The sequence below is a fragment of the Thermodesulfobium sp. genome, from assembly GCF_053498235.1.
The window spans coordinates 13,377-32,967 of the sequence record NZ_JBRCUV010000040.1 but is presented as its reverse complement, the minus strand read 5'-3'; the positions used below and the strand labels follow the sequence as shown (position 1 = coordinate 32,967).

Genomic DNA, 19,591 nt, shown 5'->3' with positions numbered 1-19,591 from the left:
TATTTGTAAGCGAGATATTTGCCGATAATATGTTTAAAAGCTCTATATATCTTTGCAGATATGTTTGGATTACAAATTGTTTTAAAGTTGTTTCCTGGATCAAGTTATTTATGGATTTGTTCTTGATCTCACTATATAAATTTATCGTTACCAAACTTAAAATTATTAATGGGGTTATAATAAGAAAAACTATTATTACTCTAAGATAATTTTTTATGCTCAAAGATTAACTCCATTACGATTTTTAGTCTATAATACTATAATATATGGGATCTGTAAAAGTAGGGTGGTAAAAGTGCTTCGCTCACTGGAACCTTCAAATATTGTAATCGAACGGAAGGGGTCGCATATAATCTCCTCCGACGGGAAGGCTTATGCCCTAAAGGATAATATTTCTCATATTGAGTGGATTGAAGAGGTAGAGGAGAAAGAAAGTTATTTTTTGCCATTTCTGAAAAAAAACGTCAAGACCTTTATATTTAGAATTTACTTCTTGGATCAGACAAGCATGTTGCTTCAAGCTGACGAGAAATCCTATTTGGATATATTAGCCTTTGCACCGTATGTAACAAAATCGGGCATAGATATTTCTGAAATCAAAAAGAGCGAAAGCGATACTGTAAGCCCTGCTGAAACCCAGATATCTGAAGAAACAACTGAGTCTGATAGCGGAAGGGGTGAACTTGAATCACCTGAACATACTCAAAATGAGAAAGAACTCTTAAGAGAGCAAAAAATAAGGACGCACACCTGGATAAGAAAGGTTTACGAGTCAAGGTTTATTATAAAATTACCGAATTTACTCCTAAAACCGAAAAGAATTATTGAGTTCTTCAGTAAAATTAGTTTTCAAAATTTTGCTTTGCATCTAAAATTCAAGAAAAAAGGCTCTCAAGAGCCAAGGATTGAAAGTCTTCATCCCTCAAAAGTAGTTGGTTATCTGATACCGCTTGTTGCCTTTTTTGTATCGCTAATTTTAACATGTGGTACCTTTGTATTCTTTCAGATTACAACTGCTCATGAGCCGCCTGATATCACCCCTCCAAGGGTTGAAATTCAAAGTCCTCCAAATAATACTGTGATAAAAGGTTTGAATACTCCTCTTGAAATACGAGTTGAGGCTATAGATAAGAATGGTATTGATAAGGTAAGACTACTTGAAAACGATCTTACTTTAAGGGTATGGTATCAAGGAGAAGATACGGTGTATAAATGGTATCCTGAAAAGGTTGGGACATTTTTATTCCAAGCTATTGCTATAGATAAGTTTGGAAATTATGCTGAATCAACTCCGGTTAGAGTAATTGTTGAACCAGGAAATTCTAACGAAGATAATTTAAACGGAACTCAAAGCGGTGAAGACGTATTTGCGAAGGCGTTTGTGATAAGATACCAGGTGCACCTTAAAGAAGAGCCCTTTGAATCAGCTAAAAATATTGCAAATTTATCATATGGAGATGAGGTTGATGTCCTAAAAAAGATAGATCCGTCTCAGGTTAAAGAAGGTGTAGTAATGAGAGATACAACTGTTAAAAGCGTTGACGGAAATAGAGAGATAAGGGTTTTTGTTGGGGAAGGCTTTTCGATTAAGGATAGTGTTGGGATGATGTATCAGGCAAGGCTTAGGGGAGAAAATGTTGAAGTTTATATTCCAAAAACGGATGCCCGTCTTACTAACGATAGCGTATGGTATAAAGTAAAAACGAGAAATGGAATTGAAGGGTATATTTCTTCTCACTATATTAGGTTTTATTAGATATTTATTACTTCTCCAATTTTATCTAGCCAGTATTTGATTTCTTCATTTACCCCGTATTTGCTAATTAAAGATCTTACTTCTAGCAACATCTGAGTTGTTGAATTTTGATTTTTACCTGATGCAAGCGTTGTTATTATCCAGTAATATATTAATCTTATATGAGTGCTTAAGATTTTTGAATTTTCATTATTTATAAGTTCTCTTGATTTTGAAATTGCAATATTAAAATTGTAGGCAGACTCGAAAAATTTTTCCTCTTCCATGAGAAATAGCCCCTTCTCAATAAGAGCGTTGATTAGGGCATAAGCTTGTTTTGGATTGTTACTTTTATTTAAAATTGAGATTGCTCTGTTTATGTCCTCTAGAGCTTCGTTTTTTAAACCCTGTTTCTTGAATAGGGCGCCCCTATTCAAGAAGGTTTGTGAAAGCTTAATTGAATTTTCATCTGTTTGTGATGTTTTAAGAATTTCAATTGCCGAATTAAAGTCATTAAGAGAAGAATCAAAATCTCCTAGATAAAAATAGTTTAGACCCCTGTGAATTAATAGTTTGGCTAGTTGGTCATCTTTTTCATTTGAAATGCTATTTTTTTCTTCAATCACTCTGTTTATATCTAAAAGAGCTTGTTGATTGTTTCCCATAATCGTCAAAACAAAGCTTCTAGTATCAAAAAGGTTGATTAGAAAGTTTGTGTCAACTTCTATTTCATTTGTATCTACAAGATTAATGATGTAATTAATCTTATCGAGTGCCTCTTGAAAGTTATGTGATTCAACCGCTTTAGAGATATCTCTAAAAAGTTCTTCTAAATTTAATTCCATTTATTAAAAACTCCATTAAACTTAAACATAGTCAATCACCTTCCAAAAGCACAATCTCTCATCGTCTGATGAAGATATGAGCGTTCTGTCATCATCTGAGATATAAATCTTTCTAATAATATCGTAATGTCCATTAAGAATTTTTACAATCTTATTCTTTCTTAAATCCAGGACGTATATCTTTTCATCAGACCCGCCAAAAAACAGACACGTTCCATTTGAACTTATAGATAAATCGTTGACATCAATATATGGAATTTGATAAGAAAATACCAGATTGCCAGTTTCAACAGAATAGGCTCTTATTTGAGGATCACTTTTCTTTGAACCAATAAATAGAAACTTGCTATTTGGGGAAAAGATTAAAGAATTTATGTGATTTAAACCTTCAAATGTTCTCTTTATTTCCTTTGAATCTATATCCATTATTCTTAGTAAGGTTTTGTCTTTGATTTTTTGTGAAAAAGCTATTAATTTGTTGTCTGAAGATACGGCGATGTGATCTACCTGAATTTCAGGTGATAAGGATTTTACAAAAATTTCCTTATCAATAGACCAAATTTTTAAAGTTGTCCCTGCAAGTATAAGGAATCTTTGATCAGGGGTAATGGTAATTGTATCTATAAAACAATCTTTGACTGCAAATTCTTGGATTACGCTATTCGATTGGGTGTTTATAATTTTTATTTTCTTTTTATCTCGTAGGATAGCTAAAAGTTTAGAATTCTTGGATAAGGTTCCAAAATTAACTAGGGATTCTTTAAAGGTATTTTCATCGTTTATATTTGAGGGATTAAATAAGTCAAACTTTACAATCTTTGATTCCCATCTTGGCTTTATAAAGAGACAATTTACTTTATCATTTTCTGGAAAGGCTATAGAACTTAGAAAATATCCGTTATGAGAAAATGAATAACTTTCGTCCGGTTTGAATCCGCTGTGAAGAGGGAGCCTGTCTTGTTTCTGTGTTGGAAGCCAAATCTTCAAAAAATTATTTTTGTAAGTTATTAATGAAGAAACGTTTCCATTATCACTAAAGGTTAAGCCTGCAGCTTCACCGCAAATCTTTTGTTTAAAAATTGGCTCGTTGTTTGTATTAAGTTTTTTATTTGTCCACCAAAAGCTTATATACTCATCAAAATCTGTTATTGCAAGAAGAGTTTTGTCTTTAGAAAAGAACGCCCTATTGGCTTTTGAATCGACGAATAGGATATTATATGATTTTGAAGGATCTGTTGTGTTGATAATATTTAATCCTAGATTTTCGGACCTAAATACCAAATATTCCAAGTCATCTGAAGAACCAATAAAATTGCTGGAATTGAAAGCAACTTTTGGTTGTGATAAGTCTCCTGATTGAATTGAAAATATCACAAAAGAAACACGATTATCTAATTTGCCAATTAGGAGTACTTTGTTTTTAAGCACAATATCTTCTACAATAAAATTTTCTGGTAAAGTTATGCTTAATGGGTTGCTTTTTACGTCAAGATTTATAACAGTTAATTCGTTTGATTCGGTAAGGTTGATCAGAAATTTATCGTTAAATTCAGCTAAAGTTATATTTGAGGCAATTGTTTTTGGAGTTGTTTCGTTAAAATTAAGTATTTTTATTTCTTTGGATTGGGTTTGATAAATAACAAAATTTTTAGAACTTACGTGTATTTTTAACGGGGGAGCATCTTGCCACGTTTTTACTATCTTCCCTTCTTGTGTTGAAAATAGGCAATAATAGTCTCGTAATGAAAAAACAACAAGTAAGTTGTCATTAGAGCAGCACAAAAGATCTACTTTGCCTATGTCAATTTTGGAAGACAGGTAAAGCGATCGCTCGTTGGATAATTTCAAAAAATATGAAGCTGCATCCATGGTTACTTACTCCATAAATGATTTTGCCTGATCTTTAAACTTCTTCCATTGTTTTTCTAAGTCGCTTTTTAGGCCTTGATCGCTGTGAAGCCTATACCCTAATAACCAGCCACTTTCCTTATGTATCTCTGGATCGCTTGAAGATAGAATTAAATTATCTAAATAGGCAGAGAAAGTTTGTGTATCATGAATATAGCCTAATATGTCCTGAATTTTTTTTAATCTCGAAATCATCTCTTTTGTGCTTGGTTTTAGGACAAAAGAAAAGGTTTCCAAGGAATATCTGAGATTCTTTGCAGTTATTCTTAATTTATGCAAGTCCTCTTCATTGTTGAAGTCAGTTTTTTTCAGCCTTTTCAAGGCCCTTCTAATCCAGTCGTTCAATCTCTCCTTGACAAACTTCTTGAGTTTTAAATTAACAGAGTCGTCTACCAAAAAAGCCCCTTCTAATAGCCAATACCAAAAACCGAGGAATAAACTGGTAAACTTTCCTTCTGAGAAAAGTGGATATATTTGGTTCAATTTATTTTGCCGTTCTTCAAGGAGTTTGTTTGTAAGAGGGTGGTTTAGTTTATCCTGTTTTGTTACAGAAAGAAAGCTTCTGTATTCTTCTATTAAAACGTCTGTTTCTCTAAGCGAATTTGTCATCTCTGTAATATTGTCAAACTTTTCTAGCCAATAATTTAGATTTTCATCTTCTATAAGAGGTTTGCCAAATTTTAGAAGAGTTCTTATTTTTCTAATGGCTACTCTAAAATCGTGAAGATTATCAAAATTTTCTGGATTTTCTACGAATTTGTTGTGATATAATATTAACTCTTGTAGTTTTTCAAGCAATTCGTTTTGCAAGCCTTCTTCTGCGATTATATCAGGATCTTTTTCTCTTTGAATTTCGAATTTCGGTTCTAAATTTGCCAGTAAAATTCCTCTATAGAATTTACTCTTAGGTTCCAACAAGAAATTAATAAAGCTTGCAAGTTCTTCGGCAAGTTTTAAGATACAAGAGACGTTGCCTTCTTTCAACTCTATTTCTACTTCACAGAAATTCTCTGACTTATCCTTAGCTATTATGCTTCCTACGTCAACAGAAATTTCAAGTACGCTCCTGCCTTCATAGTTGTAGAGAGCTACGCTTCTATCAAAATTTGTTTCAAATATAGGGAGTAATTCATATTTAGATTTTGTGTCCTTGATGAAATTCTTCAGGTTGGAGTCCTTAAGTATTGATAAGTCAGGCTTGCCATCCTGAATTGCGACATTGTATTCTCTTCTTCTCGTAAAACCTCCATTAGAATTCCCTGCAATCTTCAAAGTTTGAATCCAATTGTTATCCTCTGATCTTGTTCTAAAAATTATCCCAGAATTTAAAAAGACATTGTCTGCAGTATCATAGTATATTGAGTGAACTTTCTTTTTTTGCCACGCATCCTTTATGCTACTAAGCAAAGGAATTTCGTAAATATCACTGATTTTTTCAGGGTGAATACACCTTAACTTTAACTCAATTTCAATATTTGTATTCATAGTGTCCTCCTCTTTTTGAAACTAGTATTGACTTAAAGACATGAAAGAATATAAATTTTTAAAAAGTTATTTAGCTTAACCATTATACAATTTATTCAATTTCGAATGAAATTGCTTGAAATTACTTAACTACCTTAAGTTCTTTGCCGAATAGTTTTTTGAATAGTTTTGCCGATTTTGAAATTTCTGATATTTCTGTTTCCAAGTCATAATCCTTATTATTACTAAATAGTTTGAATATTACCTCATTGTTCTTTATTTTAATTTTTACAGAATCTACTGCAAAGCATTCACATGTTTCAAGTTGTTCAGAAAGTCTTAAAAACATAGAAAGTCTTATAAGTTCCTTAAATTGTTTATTGGTAATAAAGGATTCACTTTGAAGTTGTTGAAAATTTATTTTATTTTCATGGAAAAGACAGATATACGAACACCTTACGAGATCTTTTGGATTTATTCCATAAATAGGGAGGTTTTGAATTAAATAGGCGCTGTGTTTTGCATGGTTGTAAGGATCTACATATTTTCCAATATCGTGTAGAAAAGATGCGATTTCTAGTATCCTTTTATCTGTTTCGTCAAAGTTGTGCAGAGGTTTTAATTGCTCGTATATTGCAAGACTGTGTTCTGTAACCCTTTTTGCATGATTTACGTCCAAAAAATATAAATTCGCAATATTTTCTAGACTGGTTTTTAAAATATCATGATATATTAACGGGAGAATTTTAAAATCTTTATGTAGTGAGTTAAATATTATTCCCTCTTTCAAACCGTTTCCGCTAACTATTAGCCTGTTTGAATTTGTGATTTCAAATAAAACCTTTAAAGGAGTCATGCCAGCTAGGATTATGTCCGATCTTTGTTTAGAGAGGCCTTCTATATTTTTCCTACTTTTTGAACTTAAATTTGCAATATACGAGTATATTTGAAAGACCTCATTCTTTGTCAATTCATAATGATGCAACTTCAACGAAAACCACTTATGAAGAGCTCTGTGAATTTTTGCAAATGTTCTGTTTGAGCCGCCTATCCCTACTATAGGGAGCTGAGACTGTATAAGGTTTTCTAACCATGGGATATGTTTAAACTCTTCTTTTATAAAGTTTTCTATGTTTTTGGTATTACAGACTTCTTTTGTTTCGGGAAAGATATCTGTAAGGTTTACGCTTCCGTATGGTATGGAGATGAAGTTTTCAATTTTTCTGTTCAAAACGTGAGTGATTTCTGTGCTTGCTCCTCCAGTATCTATAAGTATAAAGTCTTTTAAATCAACTGTATTTGTGACTCCTAAGTAGCCATAATAGGACTCTTCTTTTTCAGATATGGTTTTAAATGGTATGAGGGTTTCTTTAAAAATTAGATCCAAAACTTCTTTGCCATTTTTTGAATTCCTAATACACGCTGTGGCTACAGCAATAATCTTTCTTACGTTATAGAATTCTATCATCCTCTTAAAAACTTTAAGAGTTTTAATTGCCCTTTGAATAGGTTTGTCCTGTATTGTATTATTTTTATTGAAACCCTCTGAAAGTCTTACCTGCTCTTTCTTCTCCTCAATAACTCTAAAGCTTTTATTTTCGTTAACTTCTATAATTCCAAGCCGAATTGAGTTTGATCCAAGGTCTATAACGGATAACCTTTCGGCCATTTTTATATAGCCACTTCGTCGTCAAAATTCTGAATTGGAACAAATTCCATGCTCTTTATTGCCTTAATTTCTTTGTTTTTAAGTTCTGCGCTCTGTAATATATCCTCATATAAAAGTATCTGGCTGTCTATTTTGTTATGTAGATTGCCCTTTACTCTGATGTACGTTCCATCCTCTCTAAGTTCCCTGGCTTTTGTGTTGTCCTTAAGCATTATGTTTAGCCATCTTTTGATTCGCCCCTTTAATAGTTCACTTTCAACAGGGAAGATCGTTTCAATTCTTCTGTCAAGATTTCTGGGCATCCAGTCAGCGCTTGATAAATATATCTCTTCATTTGAGTCATTTTTAAAATAGAATATTCTACTATGTTCGAGAAATCTTCCTACAATACTTATCACTCTTATATTTTCGCTAATTCCCTTTATGCCAGGTCTTAAACAACATATGCCTCTCACAATGAGATCAATTTTTACGCCTTTTGATGAGGCACTGTAGAGCTCTTCAATGATTTCATCGTCAACTAAGGCGTTCATTTTAGCTATAATATAGCCATTTGATTTGTACGTTGCCTCTCTTCTTATTAGCCTAATTAGCTTTTCTCTCAAGTTTATAGGGGAGACACCTATCTTGTACCAATGACTTGGTTGAGAGAGTCCTGTTAATGTATTGAAAAGATTTGACACATCCGTGCCAAAGTAGACGTTGCTAGTAAACATGCTGATATCGGTGTACTGTCTTGCTGTATTTTCGTTATAATTTCCAGTTCCAAGATGTACATATCGTCTTATTGTGCCCTCTTCTCTCCTGACAACTAAAATGGCTTTTGCGTGTACCTTTAGGTGGGCAAGTCCGTACACCACATGACATCCTGCTTTCTCTAATTTTTTAGCCCAGATTATATTGTTTTCTTCATCAAAACGGGCTTTTAATTCGATAACCACAGTTACCTGTTTACCATTGTCAGCAGCCTCTTCGAGAGCCCTTACTATGGGAGAATTTTTGGTGAACCTGTACAGGGTCATCTTTATTGCAAGAACATCTGGATCTGTTGCTGCTGTTCTCACGAACTCTATTATTTTTTCAAAACTTTCAAAAGGAACATGAATTAACAAGTCTTTCTCTTTAATCAAGTCAAATATTGATCTTTTATCTGGAACGATAAAATCAACTGGCTTTACAGGTGGTAAAGGCTTATCTTTAAGGTGTTTGAACGCGTTATTTTCCTGATTAACAAATTTCATGAGAAAGGTATAGTCTAATGGACCATCGATCTTGTATATGTCTTCTTCATCAAGCTCAAAGTTTTCCTTTAAAAAATTTTCTAAAACTTCTGGGCAATCTTTGCTTATTTCAAGTCTAACTATTTCACCGTATCTTCTTCTTTTCAAGGACTTTTCTATTTCTTCTAGAATATCCTCTGCAATCTGTTCATCAATAGTCAAATCTGCATCCCTTGTAATTCTAAATAAAGAGCTGTAAGCTATTTCTTGGTTATTGAAAAGGTCGCTTAGATGTTGAATTATAATATCTTCTAACAATACATAACAGTATTTATCTTTATCAGATGGCAGTGGAATAAGTCTGTCTAAAACACCGGGTACTTGAATTATTGCGAATACTTCTTCTTTTTTTAAATTTTGTTTTTTGTTCTTTACTAGATAACTGGTATTTGCTCTTATTAGAACGAATATGTTTAAGGTTCTATTCTGAATAAAGGGAAATGGCCTTGAATTATCTACAGCCATAGGGGTAAGAACAGGATAAATTATATTCTTGTAATACTTTTGAACAAACTTTAATTGATTTGCATTTAGTTCATTGATCTTAAGTATGTAAATATTGTTTTGTTTTAAAAGAGTACTAAGCTCTCCTAAATAGAGTTTTTGTTGATCTTGCGCAATTTCATGAGCTTTAATGGTAATTTCTTTGTAAAGTTCTTTTGGAGTTAAGCCAGATGAATCTTGAAACACAAAATCATCAAGCACCTTGTCTATAATTGAGCTAACCCTAATCATAAAGAATTCATCCATGTTAGAGCTTACTATTGAAAGGAATTTAAGTCTTTCGAAAAGCTTATTGCTGCTATCTTTAGCCTCTTCGAGCACCCTTTTGTTAAACTCCAGAAGGGATAGTTCTCGGTTTATATTATAGATTCTTTCTCTAGTTAGCATTTTATACCACCTTCAGAACAGGGATGAGACCAAAAATTCTTCTGAAGAATACAGATTCATTATTAAAATGCCACTTTTCAAGTAGTATGTCATCCTGAGTCATGGCTTTAAATATTAGATAATGATCTTGGATGTCTAATAATATATCTTGAATTTTTCCTTTTTGCGAAGAATCAAGAGCATTGGATAGTTTTAATATGGCAGCAATCTTAGTTATTGTTAATTTTTCTTGAATAGTTTTGCAGTTAAATGAACAGTCTTTTTCGTCTGGGTTCTTCTTCTGATATATCCTAACTGAATTTGCAATAATGTCTCTGTCTAGAAGGCTAAGTCCTGGAATTTTTGAGGAATTTATAATGTTATATGAATGTTCTCCAGGGTCATTTACATCGACAAATTTGCCAACATCATGTAATACACATGCTACCTTTAGAAGGAGTTTTTCTTTTTTCCCCATAGCGTGATAGTCTTTAGTATGGTCGAATATTGTAGTAGCAAAGCGCAACATTCTTTTTGAAATACTAATATTTCTAGAATATTTTTCTGCAATATTTTCCGATACGCTAAGGATGTCGTCCTCATACATGTTGTCTTGGCCTATTAGAATTGAATTCGCTACTGCGCTCCTAAATGAAAATCCCATTATGCCTACTTCTTTAAGCATACACATATCCAGGATTTTTTTAAATATTATAGTTGAAGGCAAAAGTACGTTTGCTACTGGTGGTATTAGGTTGTAATCTTCTATTAGGTTAATTGTTGTTTTATCCTTTATTTCGCTATAAAACTTTAGGAGCTTTTCTTTGCTTATGTTGCTGATGTCTCTCGGAGGTTCTTCTTTGAAAATTAAGTTGTAAATTACTTTACTTTCTCCTCCAAGCCCAATTGAGAAGTCTATTTTGTATTTTTTTATTTCTTGAGAAATGGTGTGCATTTTGCTTTCTATGAACTCGTCTAATATATCAGCAAAATCAAGAGTCTCTCTTTCAAGATTTGATAGCAGTGCTCTCAGTCTTAGGGAGCCTATTTCAAGGTTGCAGGCGTATTTGAGTTTATCACCCTCTGCTATCATTAAAGATAAACCGCCAGATCCTATGTCAAAAATTAGAACTGATTTGTTTCCGAATAATCTTAGATAACAGTCGTGTCTTTTCATGTATTGATATTTATAAAAGGACTCTTCTATTGTCTCTATTAGTTTGATATCAAGACCTGTTGCTATCTTTATTCTTTCGATTACCAGATCACAGTTTTTTGCTTCTTTAACAGCAGTAGAGGCAAAAACTAAGGTTTCTTGAACTTCATATGCAGTAAAGATTTCCTTTAATTCTTTAAGGATCTTTGTTAATTGAAGTAAAACTGTGTTTGAGATCCTGCCTATTGAAAAGGTATCCTTACCGATTGCAAGAGGTTTTTTTATATCTTCTATAGTTTCAAATATCCTGTCTTCCTTTTTCTGGGCTATATGAGCCTTAACAAAATTTGCTCCAATATCAACAATGCCGATTATCCTGTTTTCAGTATCTATATTTTCTTCGTACAATAAATTGCCTGTATCATTGTCTTCCATAAAAACTACATCTTTTCTTTTTCAAGTTCTTTTAGCTTTGAATCGATATTTTTCAGTAACTCTTTTGGATCTTTACTTTTTTTGCCTAACTTTTCTAGCGGTATGTTTGTATTAAACTGTTCTGGAAAAAGCGCATAAAAGATTAACAAAAAGATCAGACTTCCCGTAAGAGTTCCTAATAAAAAATACCCGATATTCTTTTTTTGTTTCAAGAAAAACACCTCTTGTTATATTTTTTGGCGGAGAGGGTGGGATTCGAACCCACGAGCCGAAATCAATCGGCTAACCGCTTTCGAGGCGGTCTCCTTCGTCCACTCGGACACCTCTCCCGAAATTGGTTTAAAATGTAAAGAACAAGAACCTCTTCTTCTTTTTGGTCTTTTTTGGTATTGGCACAAGATCAAAAGAGTCAATTTGGTTATAGGTACCTGCCTTGACCTCAATTGTTCTTTTTTGCGGTTTGTATCCCGGAGCGCTGACGTATAGTTTATACTTACCTGGTTTTATACCTTGCACGGTAAAAAAGCCTCTATCAGAAGAATATATTTGTTCATTATCAAACTTAATTGTCGCATTTGCTATAGGATCAAAGGTTTCTTTACTAAGAACAAAACCAAAAAAACCAGTTTCAGAAAGTTGAGCAGGAGTAATTTTCTCTGTTTTTGCTTTGTTGCTTTTTTTAAAAAAGGGCAATTCAAAAGCCCGTGCATTAGATATAGATAAATTAAAAAGAAATATAAATATCATTACTACTGATAAAATCTTTTTCATAAAACGTCCTCCTCAAATTTCTGATTTATTATTTTGCATCTAATTGTTTCAAATTCTAACAGTCACATTATAACATTTAGATTTAGTATAAATACACATTACTTTATTACTACCAATATTTTATTTACTATTTTTAAAAAGAGGTTTAAGAGGATATTAGAAGATAAGAATTTTGATATAAAAAAGGACGTGACTGGAAGCGTTACGAAGAGTACTATTATTGCTATAAAAGAACGTGCGATCTCTGTTGCAACCACCTCGAGGCTGAAAACTCTAAACCACGAGAGAGTTGGTCCTTGTATTGAAACTAAAAGTATTAAAGGCAGGTAACAACCAATATAGGCAAAGTAGAGCGTTTGCAGTGTTTCTGGCAAGTTTTCTCTGCCTGAACTAAAACAGGAATTAAAAATTTCTTTCCAACTTGATGTTGGAAAAAGTGTTTTATACTGCTGTGCTGTTGAGACTATACTTGTTGATAGCTTGATTGCTGCTCCAGTTGAGCCAATAAGCATAGCAGATGTTAAAAGATTTGAAAAATTGATATTTAAGTTTATATCCTTTAGAAGCAATCCTTCTTCGCTTATTATTCCTGTTACGTTAAGAAAATTATTAAGGTAGCAAGAAAAGATGGCTGCGATTGTAATTCCTGAAATTGTCCCTATTATGGCAGCTAATGATTTTTGTGAAAAACCGCATATTATTATGGTCTGAATTATAATTCCGGCAAACAAAACTAAAATCGTTATAAGAAGAATATTTAAATTTGTTATCAGAGCGGGAATAAGCCACAGCCACAAAAAGAAGATAAATCCTACTAATCCTAACATTAAATATATCCCTCTTAGTCCGCTTGCAAAGTAGATTAAAATAAAAAAGGCTAAAAAGAGCCATGGATATTTATTATACCTTGCTATATCTGAGATAAAAAAGGATGGCTCTTTATTAGGCATTATTTGTTGGTAGACTATAACGTTTTCTCCTGGTGTAAGTTTCAAATCAAAGGGTGAGTTTACCTGGTGAACATAATCTGTTATAAATTCTTTATCTTTAAATATCCCTGTTGTAAGTCTAAGTTTAACTTTCAAAACTTCAATATTTTGGTTTTCTTTGTTTGGTTCCTTTGTAACTGATATTATTTTTGCTTCTTCGTAAGTTTGGTTTTGCTGATCAGCTAGAACCTTGTTAAAAGAAAGAAACGAGAAAAAGAAGGATAAAAATATGAGGATAAATAAGATCTTCTTCATTGATTCTTACAAGATCTTGTTTATATTTCTAGAAGAAAATGTCTTTGTAATATCTTTCATTCTCATTAGACAGTTTACAATTTGGTGAGCTCTAATTTTTCCTACTCCTTCAATTTTGTCCAGTTCTTCTTCGTTTGTTCCTAAAAGTTTGTTTAGATTTTTGTAATTTTCTACTATCTTTTCTATTATGGGAGAAGGGAGCCTCGGTATGTTGTCAAGTGCCCTATATCCTCTTGGAATAAGAGGTTGGTCAGGATTAGTAAAGCCTAATTGTTTCATTACAACGAATTGATCTAATATGTCTTGCTCTGATTTAAGTTGCTTTAAGGTTTCTAGCAATTTTGGTATATCTTTCAGCTTGTCTTCGCTGAGATAATCTTTTAATATTAGAATTTCAATTTCTTCTACACCAGACATAAGTTCTAATAGTTGCCACTTTGTCAAAAGACCGTCCTTGCCAAGTTGAATGATGTAAGTATCTATTTCTTCTTCTATAAACTTTAACATTTCCGCTCTTGTAATAATATTTGCAATATCTGATGCCGTAACACTATCGGTAAATTCTAATACTGTTAGGTGTTCAAGGGATCTGTTAAACACCTGTTTATAACTGTCTAGAGTAGTAAGAGCTTGATTTGCGCGGCTCATAATAGACGAACTGCTTTTCAACAAGTATGTTAGATCGCCTTTGTATAGAGTTACAGCACCTCTTCTTTGTGATATTGCTATTATCAATTCACCTGTTTGTTTTGCGAATCTCTCTGCTGCTTGGTGTCTTGAGCCTGTATTTACAGTAGGTATATTTGGATTTGGTATTAGAAGTGCGTTAGCTCGAAGTATTGTTTTTGCATCGGCATTTAAGATTATAGCCCCATCCATTTTTGACAATTCAAACAATCTTGCTGGGGTGAATTCTATATCAAGCGGGAATCCCCCCACGGTAATAGGAAGAGTCTTTTCGGGGTTACCTACGACAATAAGTGCACCGCCTCTGGCATCGAGAATTAAATCTACACCATCCCTTAACGGGCTTCCGGGCGAAATTAATTTTAAAGATTTTACCCAATCTTTTCTTTTGAATACTGAATTTTCCATTTTTTTATCCAATCCGATAAATCTTTTAGTTTTTTAATTTTATATAGATTAATATTCTTAAGTTCTATTTCGCTTTCACTAATAAAGGCGTTCTTAATGCAAAGTTTAACTGCTTCGTTAAGCCTTTTTTCAAGTTGGTAAACGGCACGTACTTCTCCAGATAAGGAGCATTCGCCTATAAAAATTGTACTCTTAGGTATTATGATATCATAATAAGATGAGATTAATGAGGTTGCTATAGCAAGGTCTATACCCCTATCTTCTGTGGTTATGCCACCTGTAATGTTTAAATAGATGTCTTTATCGTATAATTTCATGTTTAAGTGTTTTTCTAATATTGCAATTATAAGCATAAAATGGTTGTAGTTGATCCCATGAGAAAGTCTAGTTGGACTATTTTTGAATGATTGGTTAACTAAGGATTCAACTTGAACAAGAAGAGGTCTTGATCCTTCAATTGTTATGCAAAAGGTTGTTCCAGCTAGATCGCTATTTCTTAAAATGAGCTCTGATATGTTTTTTGGCTTTATCAAACCCTCTTCTCTCATTTCAAAAATAATAAGCTCATTAGTTGATCCGTAGCGATTTTTCAAGGATCTAAGAGTTCTTGTGGCTGAAGATCTATCTCCTTGGAAAAACAATACAGTATCAACTAAATGTTCTATGAATTTTGGGCCTGCAATTGAACCTTCTTTGTTTATATGGCCTATTAACAAAAATGGGGTGTTTGATTCTTTGGAAAATTGATTTATTTTCGAGGTGCACTGTTTAATCTGGGAAAAGGAACCAAAAGGGGAGGTATCATCTTTGTCATAAAGCATTTGTATTGAGTCTATTACAACAAGGGAAAAATTGTAATTTTTTAGCGTTTTAAGAATCTTATTTAAGTCAGAACACGATACAAGCTTGATCATTTTTTCGCTAAGCCTTAATCTTTTTAACCTGGACGCAATTTGGCTTACGGTTTCTTCGCTGGATACGTATAATACATCCTGATATTTAGAGGCAATTTGATTAGCCATCTGGAGTGCAAGGGTGGATTTGCCTATGCCTGGTTCTCCGGAAAGCAAGGTGACAGAGCCTTTTACGACTCCGCCACCAAAAATATCGTTTAGATCTGATAGCTCAAATAATAACCTTTCTTCTTCTTTATAAGCTAGATTTTCTAAATCTAATACGTCATCCTTTTCTAAAAAATCACTTTTGCTTTGAAAACTGTTCCACGCATTACAATTCGGGCATTGCCCTCTCCAAACGACACTTTCATATCCGCATTCTACGCATATAAATTTGTCCTTATTTTTATTTGCTATTTGCTATCCCTCGTTGATACAAGTTCTTGAGCGTTTTTAAAAACGAATCCGCATGAATTGTAGTCAACTTCTATTGAATCGTATTGTTTTATTGATCCTTCTATAATCTTATCTGCAATCGGATCTTCTATTTTCTTTTGTATTAGCCTTTTAAGTGGTCTGGCTCCAAACTTTGGATCGTATCCTTCCTTTGCTAATTGGCTAACAACCTTTTCTGAAAAAGTTATATCTATCAGATTTGCCTTTAACTTTTCCTTAACGTTTTCAAGCATCTTTTTTGTAATGTTTATCATATCTTGAGGAGATAGAGAATTGAAAATGATTATTTCGTCTATTCTATTTAAGAATTCTGGCCTAAAGGTATCCTTTAGTTCTCTTTGAATTTGACTTTTTAGCTTTTCATAGTCAAGCGAGTTTGGACTTGTTAGAAAGCCAGGTGAGCCCTCCTTTAGCATATGAGTTCCTAGATTTGACGTCATTATTAGTATTGTATTTTTGAAATTAACTGTTCTTCCCTTGCCATCGGTAAGTCGACCGTCATCTAGAATTTGTAAAAGTAGGTTGAAAACATCCGGATGTGCCTTTTCTATTTCATCAAACAAGATGACCGATGAGGGTCTTCTTCTAACTGCATCTGTTAATTGGCCTCCTTCACTATAACCAACGTAACCAGGAGGTGCGCCAATTAAACGAGATACTGTATGCTTTTCCATGTACTCAGACATGTCGAATCTTAATAACGATTCCTCGCTACCAAATAGATATTCAGCAAGAGTTTTTGCAAGTTCTGTCTTTCCAACGCCTGTTGGACCTAAAAACAAGAATGAACCTAAAGGTTTTTTAGGATCTTGAAGACCAGCTCGTGTTCTTCTTAGGGTCTTTGCAATTGATACTACCGCCTCATCCTGTGAAACAATTCTCTTGTGTAAAGCGGCTTCAAGGTTTAGCAATTTTTTCATCTCAGATTCTGTGAGTTTCTTTAATTCTATACCTGTCCACTCGCTTACAACTTCTGCTATGTCCTCTGCGGTTACAACCTTTGTTTCGATGGTGTCGATCTGTTCTTGATCGCTAAAAGCAGATATCTCGTCTCTTATTTTTTGCTCGTTATCTCTAAGAGCTGCAGCCTTTTCGAAATCTTGCATCCTAATTACGTTTTCCTTCTCTTCAATTACATTTTCTAATTTGTTATACAGTTCTTTCCAGGTATCAGACATAACCGATCCCCTAAGTTTTACCTTTGCAGAGGCTTCATCAAGGATATCAATCGCCTTGTCCGGGAGAAATCTGTCAGATATATATCTTTTGGCAAGTTTAACAGATGAAGTTATGGCCTCGTTAGAGATCTTTACTCCATGGTGCGCTTCGTATTTCTCCTTTAAGCCAAGTAGGATCTGTATAGCCTCTTCTTGAGTTGGCTCTTCTACGTGGATGGGGTGGAATCTTCTTTCAAGTCCTGCGTCCCTTTCTAAGTGCTTTCTATAATCCTCGACAGTAGTTGCCCCAATACACTGAATTTCTCCTCTTGCAAGCGCAGGTTTTAGTATGTTTGCGGCATCTACAGCTCCTTCTGCAGCTCCAGCTCCTACAATTGTGTGTAATTCATCGATGAAAAGGATAATATTGCCAGCATTTTTTATCTCCTCGGTTATCTTTTTAAGTCTGTCTTCAAATTCTCCTCTGTATTTAGTGCCTGCTATAAGTAAACCAAGATCAAGAGAGATTAAGCGCTTCTTTCTCAACATTGGTGGGACATTGTTATCGACAATTGATTGAGCAAGTCCTTCAACTATTGCGGTTTTGCCTACTCCTGGATCTCCTATGAGAACCGGGTTGTTCTTCGTCCTTCTACACATTATTTGGATTAGCCTTCTTATTTCTTTGTCTCTCCCAATAACAGGATCAAGCTTTTTCTCTCGAGCAAGAGCAGTAAGGTCCCTTCCAAACTCATTTAGTAATGGTGTACGGCTACTTTCTTTGCTTTTAATTACAGAACCTCCAGAAATTATTTGGATAATTTGACTTCTAACCCTACCGATATCCATGTTAAAAGATTTTAAAACCCTTGGTCCAATTCCTTCTCCTTCTCTAAGTAGCCCTAAAAGTATATGTTCAGTGCCAATGTGATTATGCCCCAAGAGCCTTGCCTCTTCCCACGAAAGCTCGAGTACCTTCTTTGCTCTTGGCGTGAAAGGAATTTCAGATATAAGGGTACCACCGCCGCGGCCAATAAGCCTTTCTACTTCACGTCTTATATCTTGAGGATCAATATCCATAGAGTTGATAACCTTATTTGCAATCCCTGTTCCTTCAGCCAAGAGACCTAAAAGTATATGTTCAGTACCGACAAAGTTATGGCCTAAGCGCTTGGCTTCTTCCTGTGCAAGGATTATAGCCTTGGCTGCCTTTTCGGTGAACTTTTCAAACATTTTAGACCTCCAGAGTTAAATTAAGTTTCTTGACATATATTATACTATGTTTATTAACATTTAGTTAGAAAAGTGTTATTTTTTGTAAAGTTAGTTTTCAATTTTTGGCTAGATCACTTGGCAGATGGACGCAAATAGTATAAAATTATGCGTGTAATTATATTAAAAGCAATACGCTTGTACAAGAACTTAATTCTTAATGAGAGCGCTTTTTAAATTTAGTGTAGGCTAAGTAATTTTAATAAATGCTGAAAAGAGGTTGATATCTTGAGAATTTTAGTTACAGGAGCTGCTGGTTTTATAGGTTCTAATTTAGTTAAGGCTCTTGAAAGTCATTTCCCCACATATGAAATATACGCTCTGGATAACTTTTCTAGCGGTCATTTTAAAAACCTTTTGGGTTTTAAGGGGGAAGTAATAACCGCTGATATTTCACTTAAAGAACTTTGGGAAAGTTTAAAGAGTTACAGATTTGACGTTATATTTCATGAAGCTGCCATATCCGATACAAGGGTTTTGGATCAAGAGCTTGTCATGAGGGTTAATACTGAATCGTTTAAGTATCTGCTTGATTGTGCAATATGCTCTAAGTCGAAGGTAATTTATGCTTCTAGTGCTGCAGTTTATGGCAACTCACCTGCACCCCAAAGTGAAGAGTGCGGTTTGGTTCCAGAAAACGTTTATGGCTTTTCAAAATACGCGATGGACATGATAGCCCTTAAGTTTATGGCTTTAAATCCTGAAATTCAGGTTTGTGGGATGAGATACTTTAATGTATATGGTCCTGGTGAAGACTTTAAGGGTGAGTATGCGAGCATGATAAGACAAATGTTTGTGAGAATTAAAAATGGTTTGAATCCAAGACTATTTAAATACGGCGAACAAAAAAGGGATTTCGTTTATATAAATGATGTAGTAAATGCAAATATAAAGGCGATGGAAAACGACGTATCAGGTATATTTAACATAGCTACTGGCTCTGCTAGATCGTTTAACGATATTGTGAAAATAATCTCAGACATTACAAAAAAGGATATTAACGTAGAATACTTTGATTGTCCTTATGATTTTTACCAAAATTTAACACAAGCTAATATTTCAAGGGCAAGGTCTTTTCTTGGTTATAGCCCTGAATACGATCTAGAAAGAGGCATAAAGGAATATATAGATTATCTAGAAAATTGCTAGGATTTTTAGTAGCTTAAAAGCGATTAATTCGAATTTTTTCAAGACTACGTTGTTTATCAAACAAAGGAATATTTTATTTATTAAGTATGTTATTTATTTATTTTAGATATAAGCTATTTGGATATATAAAAAGATAAAATTATTTGAATTATCAGAATTTATAAAAAATTCAAATTTTATGTTACAATA

At 33.6% G+C, this 19,591-nt stretch carries 15 protein-coding genes and 1 tRNA gene; 2 read left to right on the top strand and 14 right to left on the bottom strand.

The genetic code is table 11. From position 1 onward, the window contains the following. Positions 1-223, bottom strand: a 223-nt coding sequence (locus tag ACWIUX_RS05870) for a hypothetical protein (RefSeq protein WP_448589795.1), incomplete at its 3' end; no start/stop codon positions are given. A gap of 72 nt (positions 224-295) precedes the next feature. On the opposite strand from ACWIUX_RS05870, the gene ACWIUX_RS05865 reads away from it, so the two are divergent. Then, positions 296-1,756, top strand: coding sequence for a hypothetical protein (locus tag ACWIUX_RS05865; protein ID WP_448589794.1), 1,461 nt, complete (start codon positions 296-298; stop codon positions 1,754-1,756). Here the strand turns inward: ACWIUX_RS05865 and ACWIUX_RS05860 are convergent. From ACWIUX_RS05860 to ACWIUX_RS05800, 13 genes are all read right to left on the bottom strand, one after another. Continuing rightward, positions 1,753-2,580: a tetratricopeptide repeat protein gene (locus ACWIUX_RS05860; protein ID WP_448589793.1), complete on the bottom strand. Its 828-nt coding sequence runs from the start codon at positions 2,578-2,580 to the stop codon at positions 1,753-1,755. The genes ACWIUX_RS05865 and ACWIUX_RS05860 overlap by 4 nt on opposite strands. Positions 2,581-2,601: 21 nt before the next feature. Next, the gene (locus ACWIUX_RS05855; RefSeq protein ID WP_448589792.1) at positions 2,602-4,449 is read right to left on the bottom strand and encodes a WD40 repeat domain-containing protein; all 1,848 of its coding nucleotides are present in this window, start codon (positions 4,447-4,449) and stop codon (positions 2,602-2,604) included. 6 nt (positions 4,450-4,455) lie between these two features. Further along, positions 4,456-5,973: a CYTH and CHAD domain-containing protein gene (locus ACWIUX_RS05850; protein ID WP_448589791.1), complete on the bottom strand. Its 1,518-nt coding sequence runs from the start codon at positions 5,971-5,973 to the stop codon at positions 4,456-4,458. A 121-nt stretch (positions 5,974-6,094) separates the two neighbouring features. Continuing rightward, positions 6,095-7,621, bottom strand: a complete 1,527-nt coding sequence (locus tag ACWIUX_RS05845) for a Ppx/GppA phosphatase family protein (RefSeq protein ID WP_448589790.1) — start codon at positions 7,619-7,621, stop codon at positions 6,095-6,097. A gap of 2 nt (positions 7,622-7,623) precedes the next feature. Beyond that, on the bottom strand, positions 7,624-9,792 hold the full coding sequence (gene ppk1, locus ACWIUX_RS05840; protein WP_448589789.1) for a polyphosphate kinase 1: 2,169 nt from the start codon (positions 9,790-9,792) through the stop codon (positions 7,624-7,626). A gap of 1 nt (position 9,793) precedes the next feature. Continuing rightward, the gene (locus tag ACWIUX_RS05835) at positions 9,794-11,362 is read right to left on the bottom strand and encodes a Ppx/GppA phosphatase family protein (RefSeq protein WP_448589788.1); all 1,569 of its coding nucleotides are present in this window, start codon (positions 11,360-11,362) and stop codon (positions 9,794-9,796) included. 5 nt (positions 11,363-11,367) lie between these two features. After that, positions 11,368-11,574 carry a hypothetical protein gene (locus ACWIUX_RS05830; RefSeq protein WP_448589787.1) on the bottom strand — a complete coding sequence of 69 codons (207 nt, stop codon included), beginning with the start codon at positions 11,572-11,574 and terminating at the stop codon, positions 11,368-11,370. 25 nt (positions 11,575-11,599) lie between these two features. Further along, a tRNA-Ser gene (locus ACWIUX_RS05825) sits at positions 11,600-11,691 on the bottom strand. Between the two features lie 10 nt (positions 11,692-11,701). Beyond that, complete coding sequence (locus ACWIUX_RS05820) at positions 11,702-12,133, bottom strand: carboxypeptidase-like regulatory domain-containing protein (RefSeq protein ID WP_448589786.1); 432 nt, start codon at positions 12,131-12,133, stop codon at positions 11,702-11,704. A gap of 98 nt (positions 12,134-12,231) precedes the next feature. Beyond that, positions 12,232-13,377 carry a YibE/F family protein gene (locus tag ACWIUX_RS05815; protein WP_448589785.1) on the bottom strand — a complete coding sequence of 382 codons (1,146 nt, stop codon included), beginning with the start codon at positions 13,375-13,377 and terminating at the stop codon, positions 12,232-12,234. 6 nt (positions 13,378-13,383) lie between these two features. Further along, entirely contained in the window at positions 13,384-14,472 is a 1,089-nt protein-coding gene (gene disA, locus ACWIUX_RS05810; protein ID WP_448589784.1) for a DNA integrity scanning diadenylate cyclase DisA, read from the bottom strand. Then, positions 14,436-15,785, bottom strand: coding sequence for a DNA repair protein RadA (radA, locus tag ACWIUX_RS05805; protein ID WP_448589797.1), 1,350 nt, complete (start codon positions 15,783-15,785; stop codon positions 14,436-14,438). Before radA ends, disA begins: the two co-directional genes overlap by 37 nt. Further along, entirely contained in the window at positions 15,782-18,214 is a 2,433-nt protein-coding gene (locus ACWIUX_RS05800) for an ATP-dependent Clp protease ATP-binding subunit (protein WP_448589783.1), read from the bottom strand. The genes radA and ACWIUX_RS05800 overlap by 4 nt, the downstream gene beginning before the upstream one ends. A 267-nt stretch (positions 18,215-18,481) precedes the next feature. Between ACWIUX_RS05800 and rfaD the strand changes: the two genes are divergently transcribed. After that, complete coding sequence (gene rfaD, locus ACWIUX_RS05795) at positions 18,482-19,402, top strand: ADP-glyceromanno-heptose 6-epimerase (protein WP_448589782.1); 921 nt, start codon at positions 18,482-18,484, stop codon at positions 19,400-19,402. Positions 19,403-19,591: the final 189 nt, after the last annotated feature.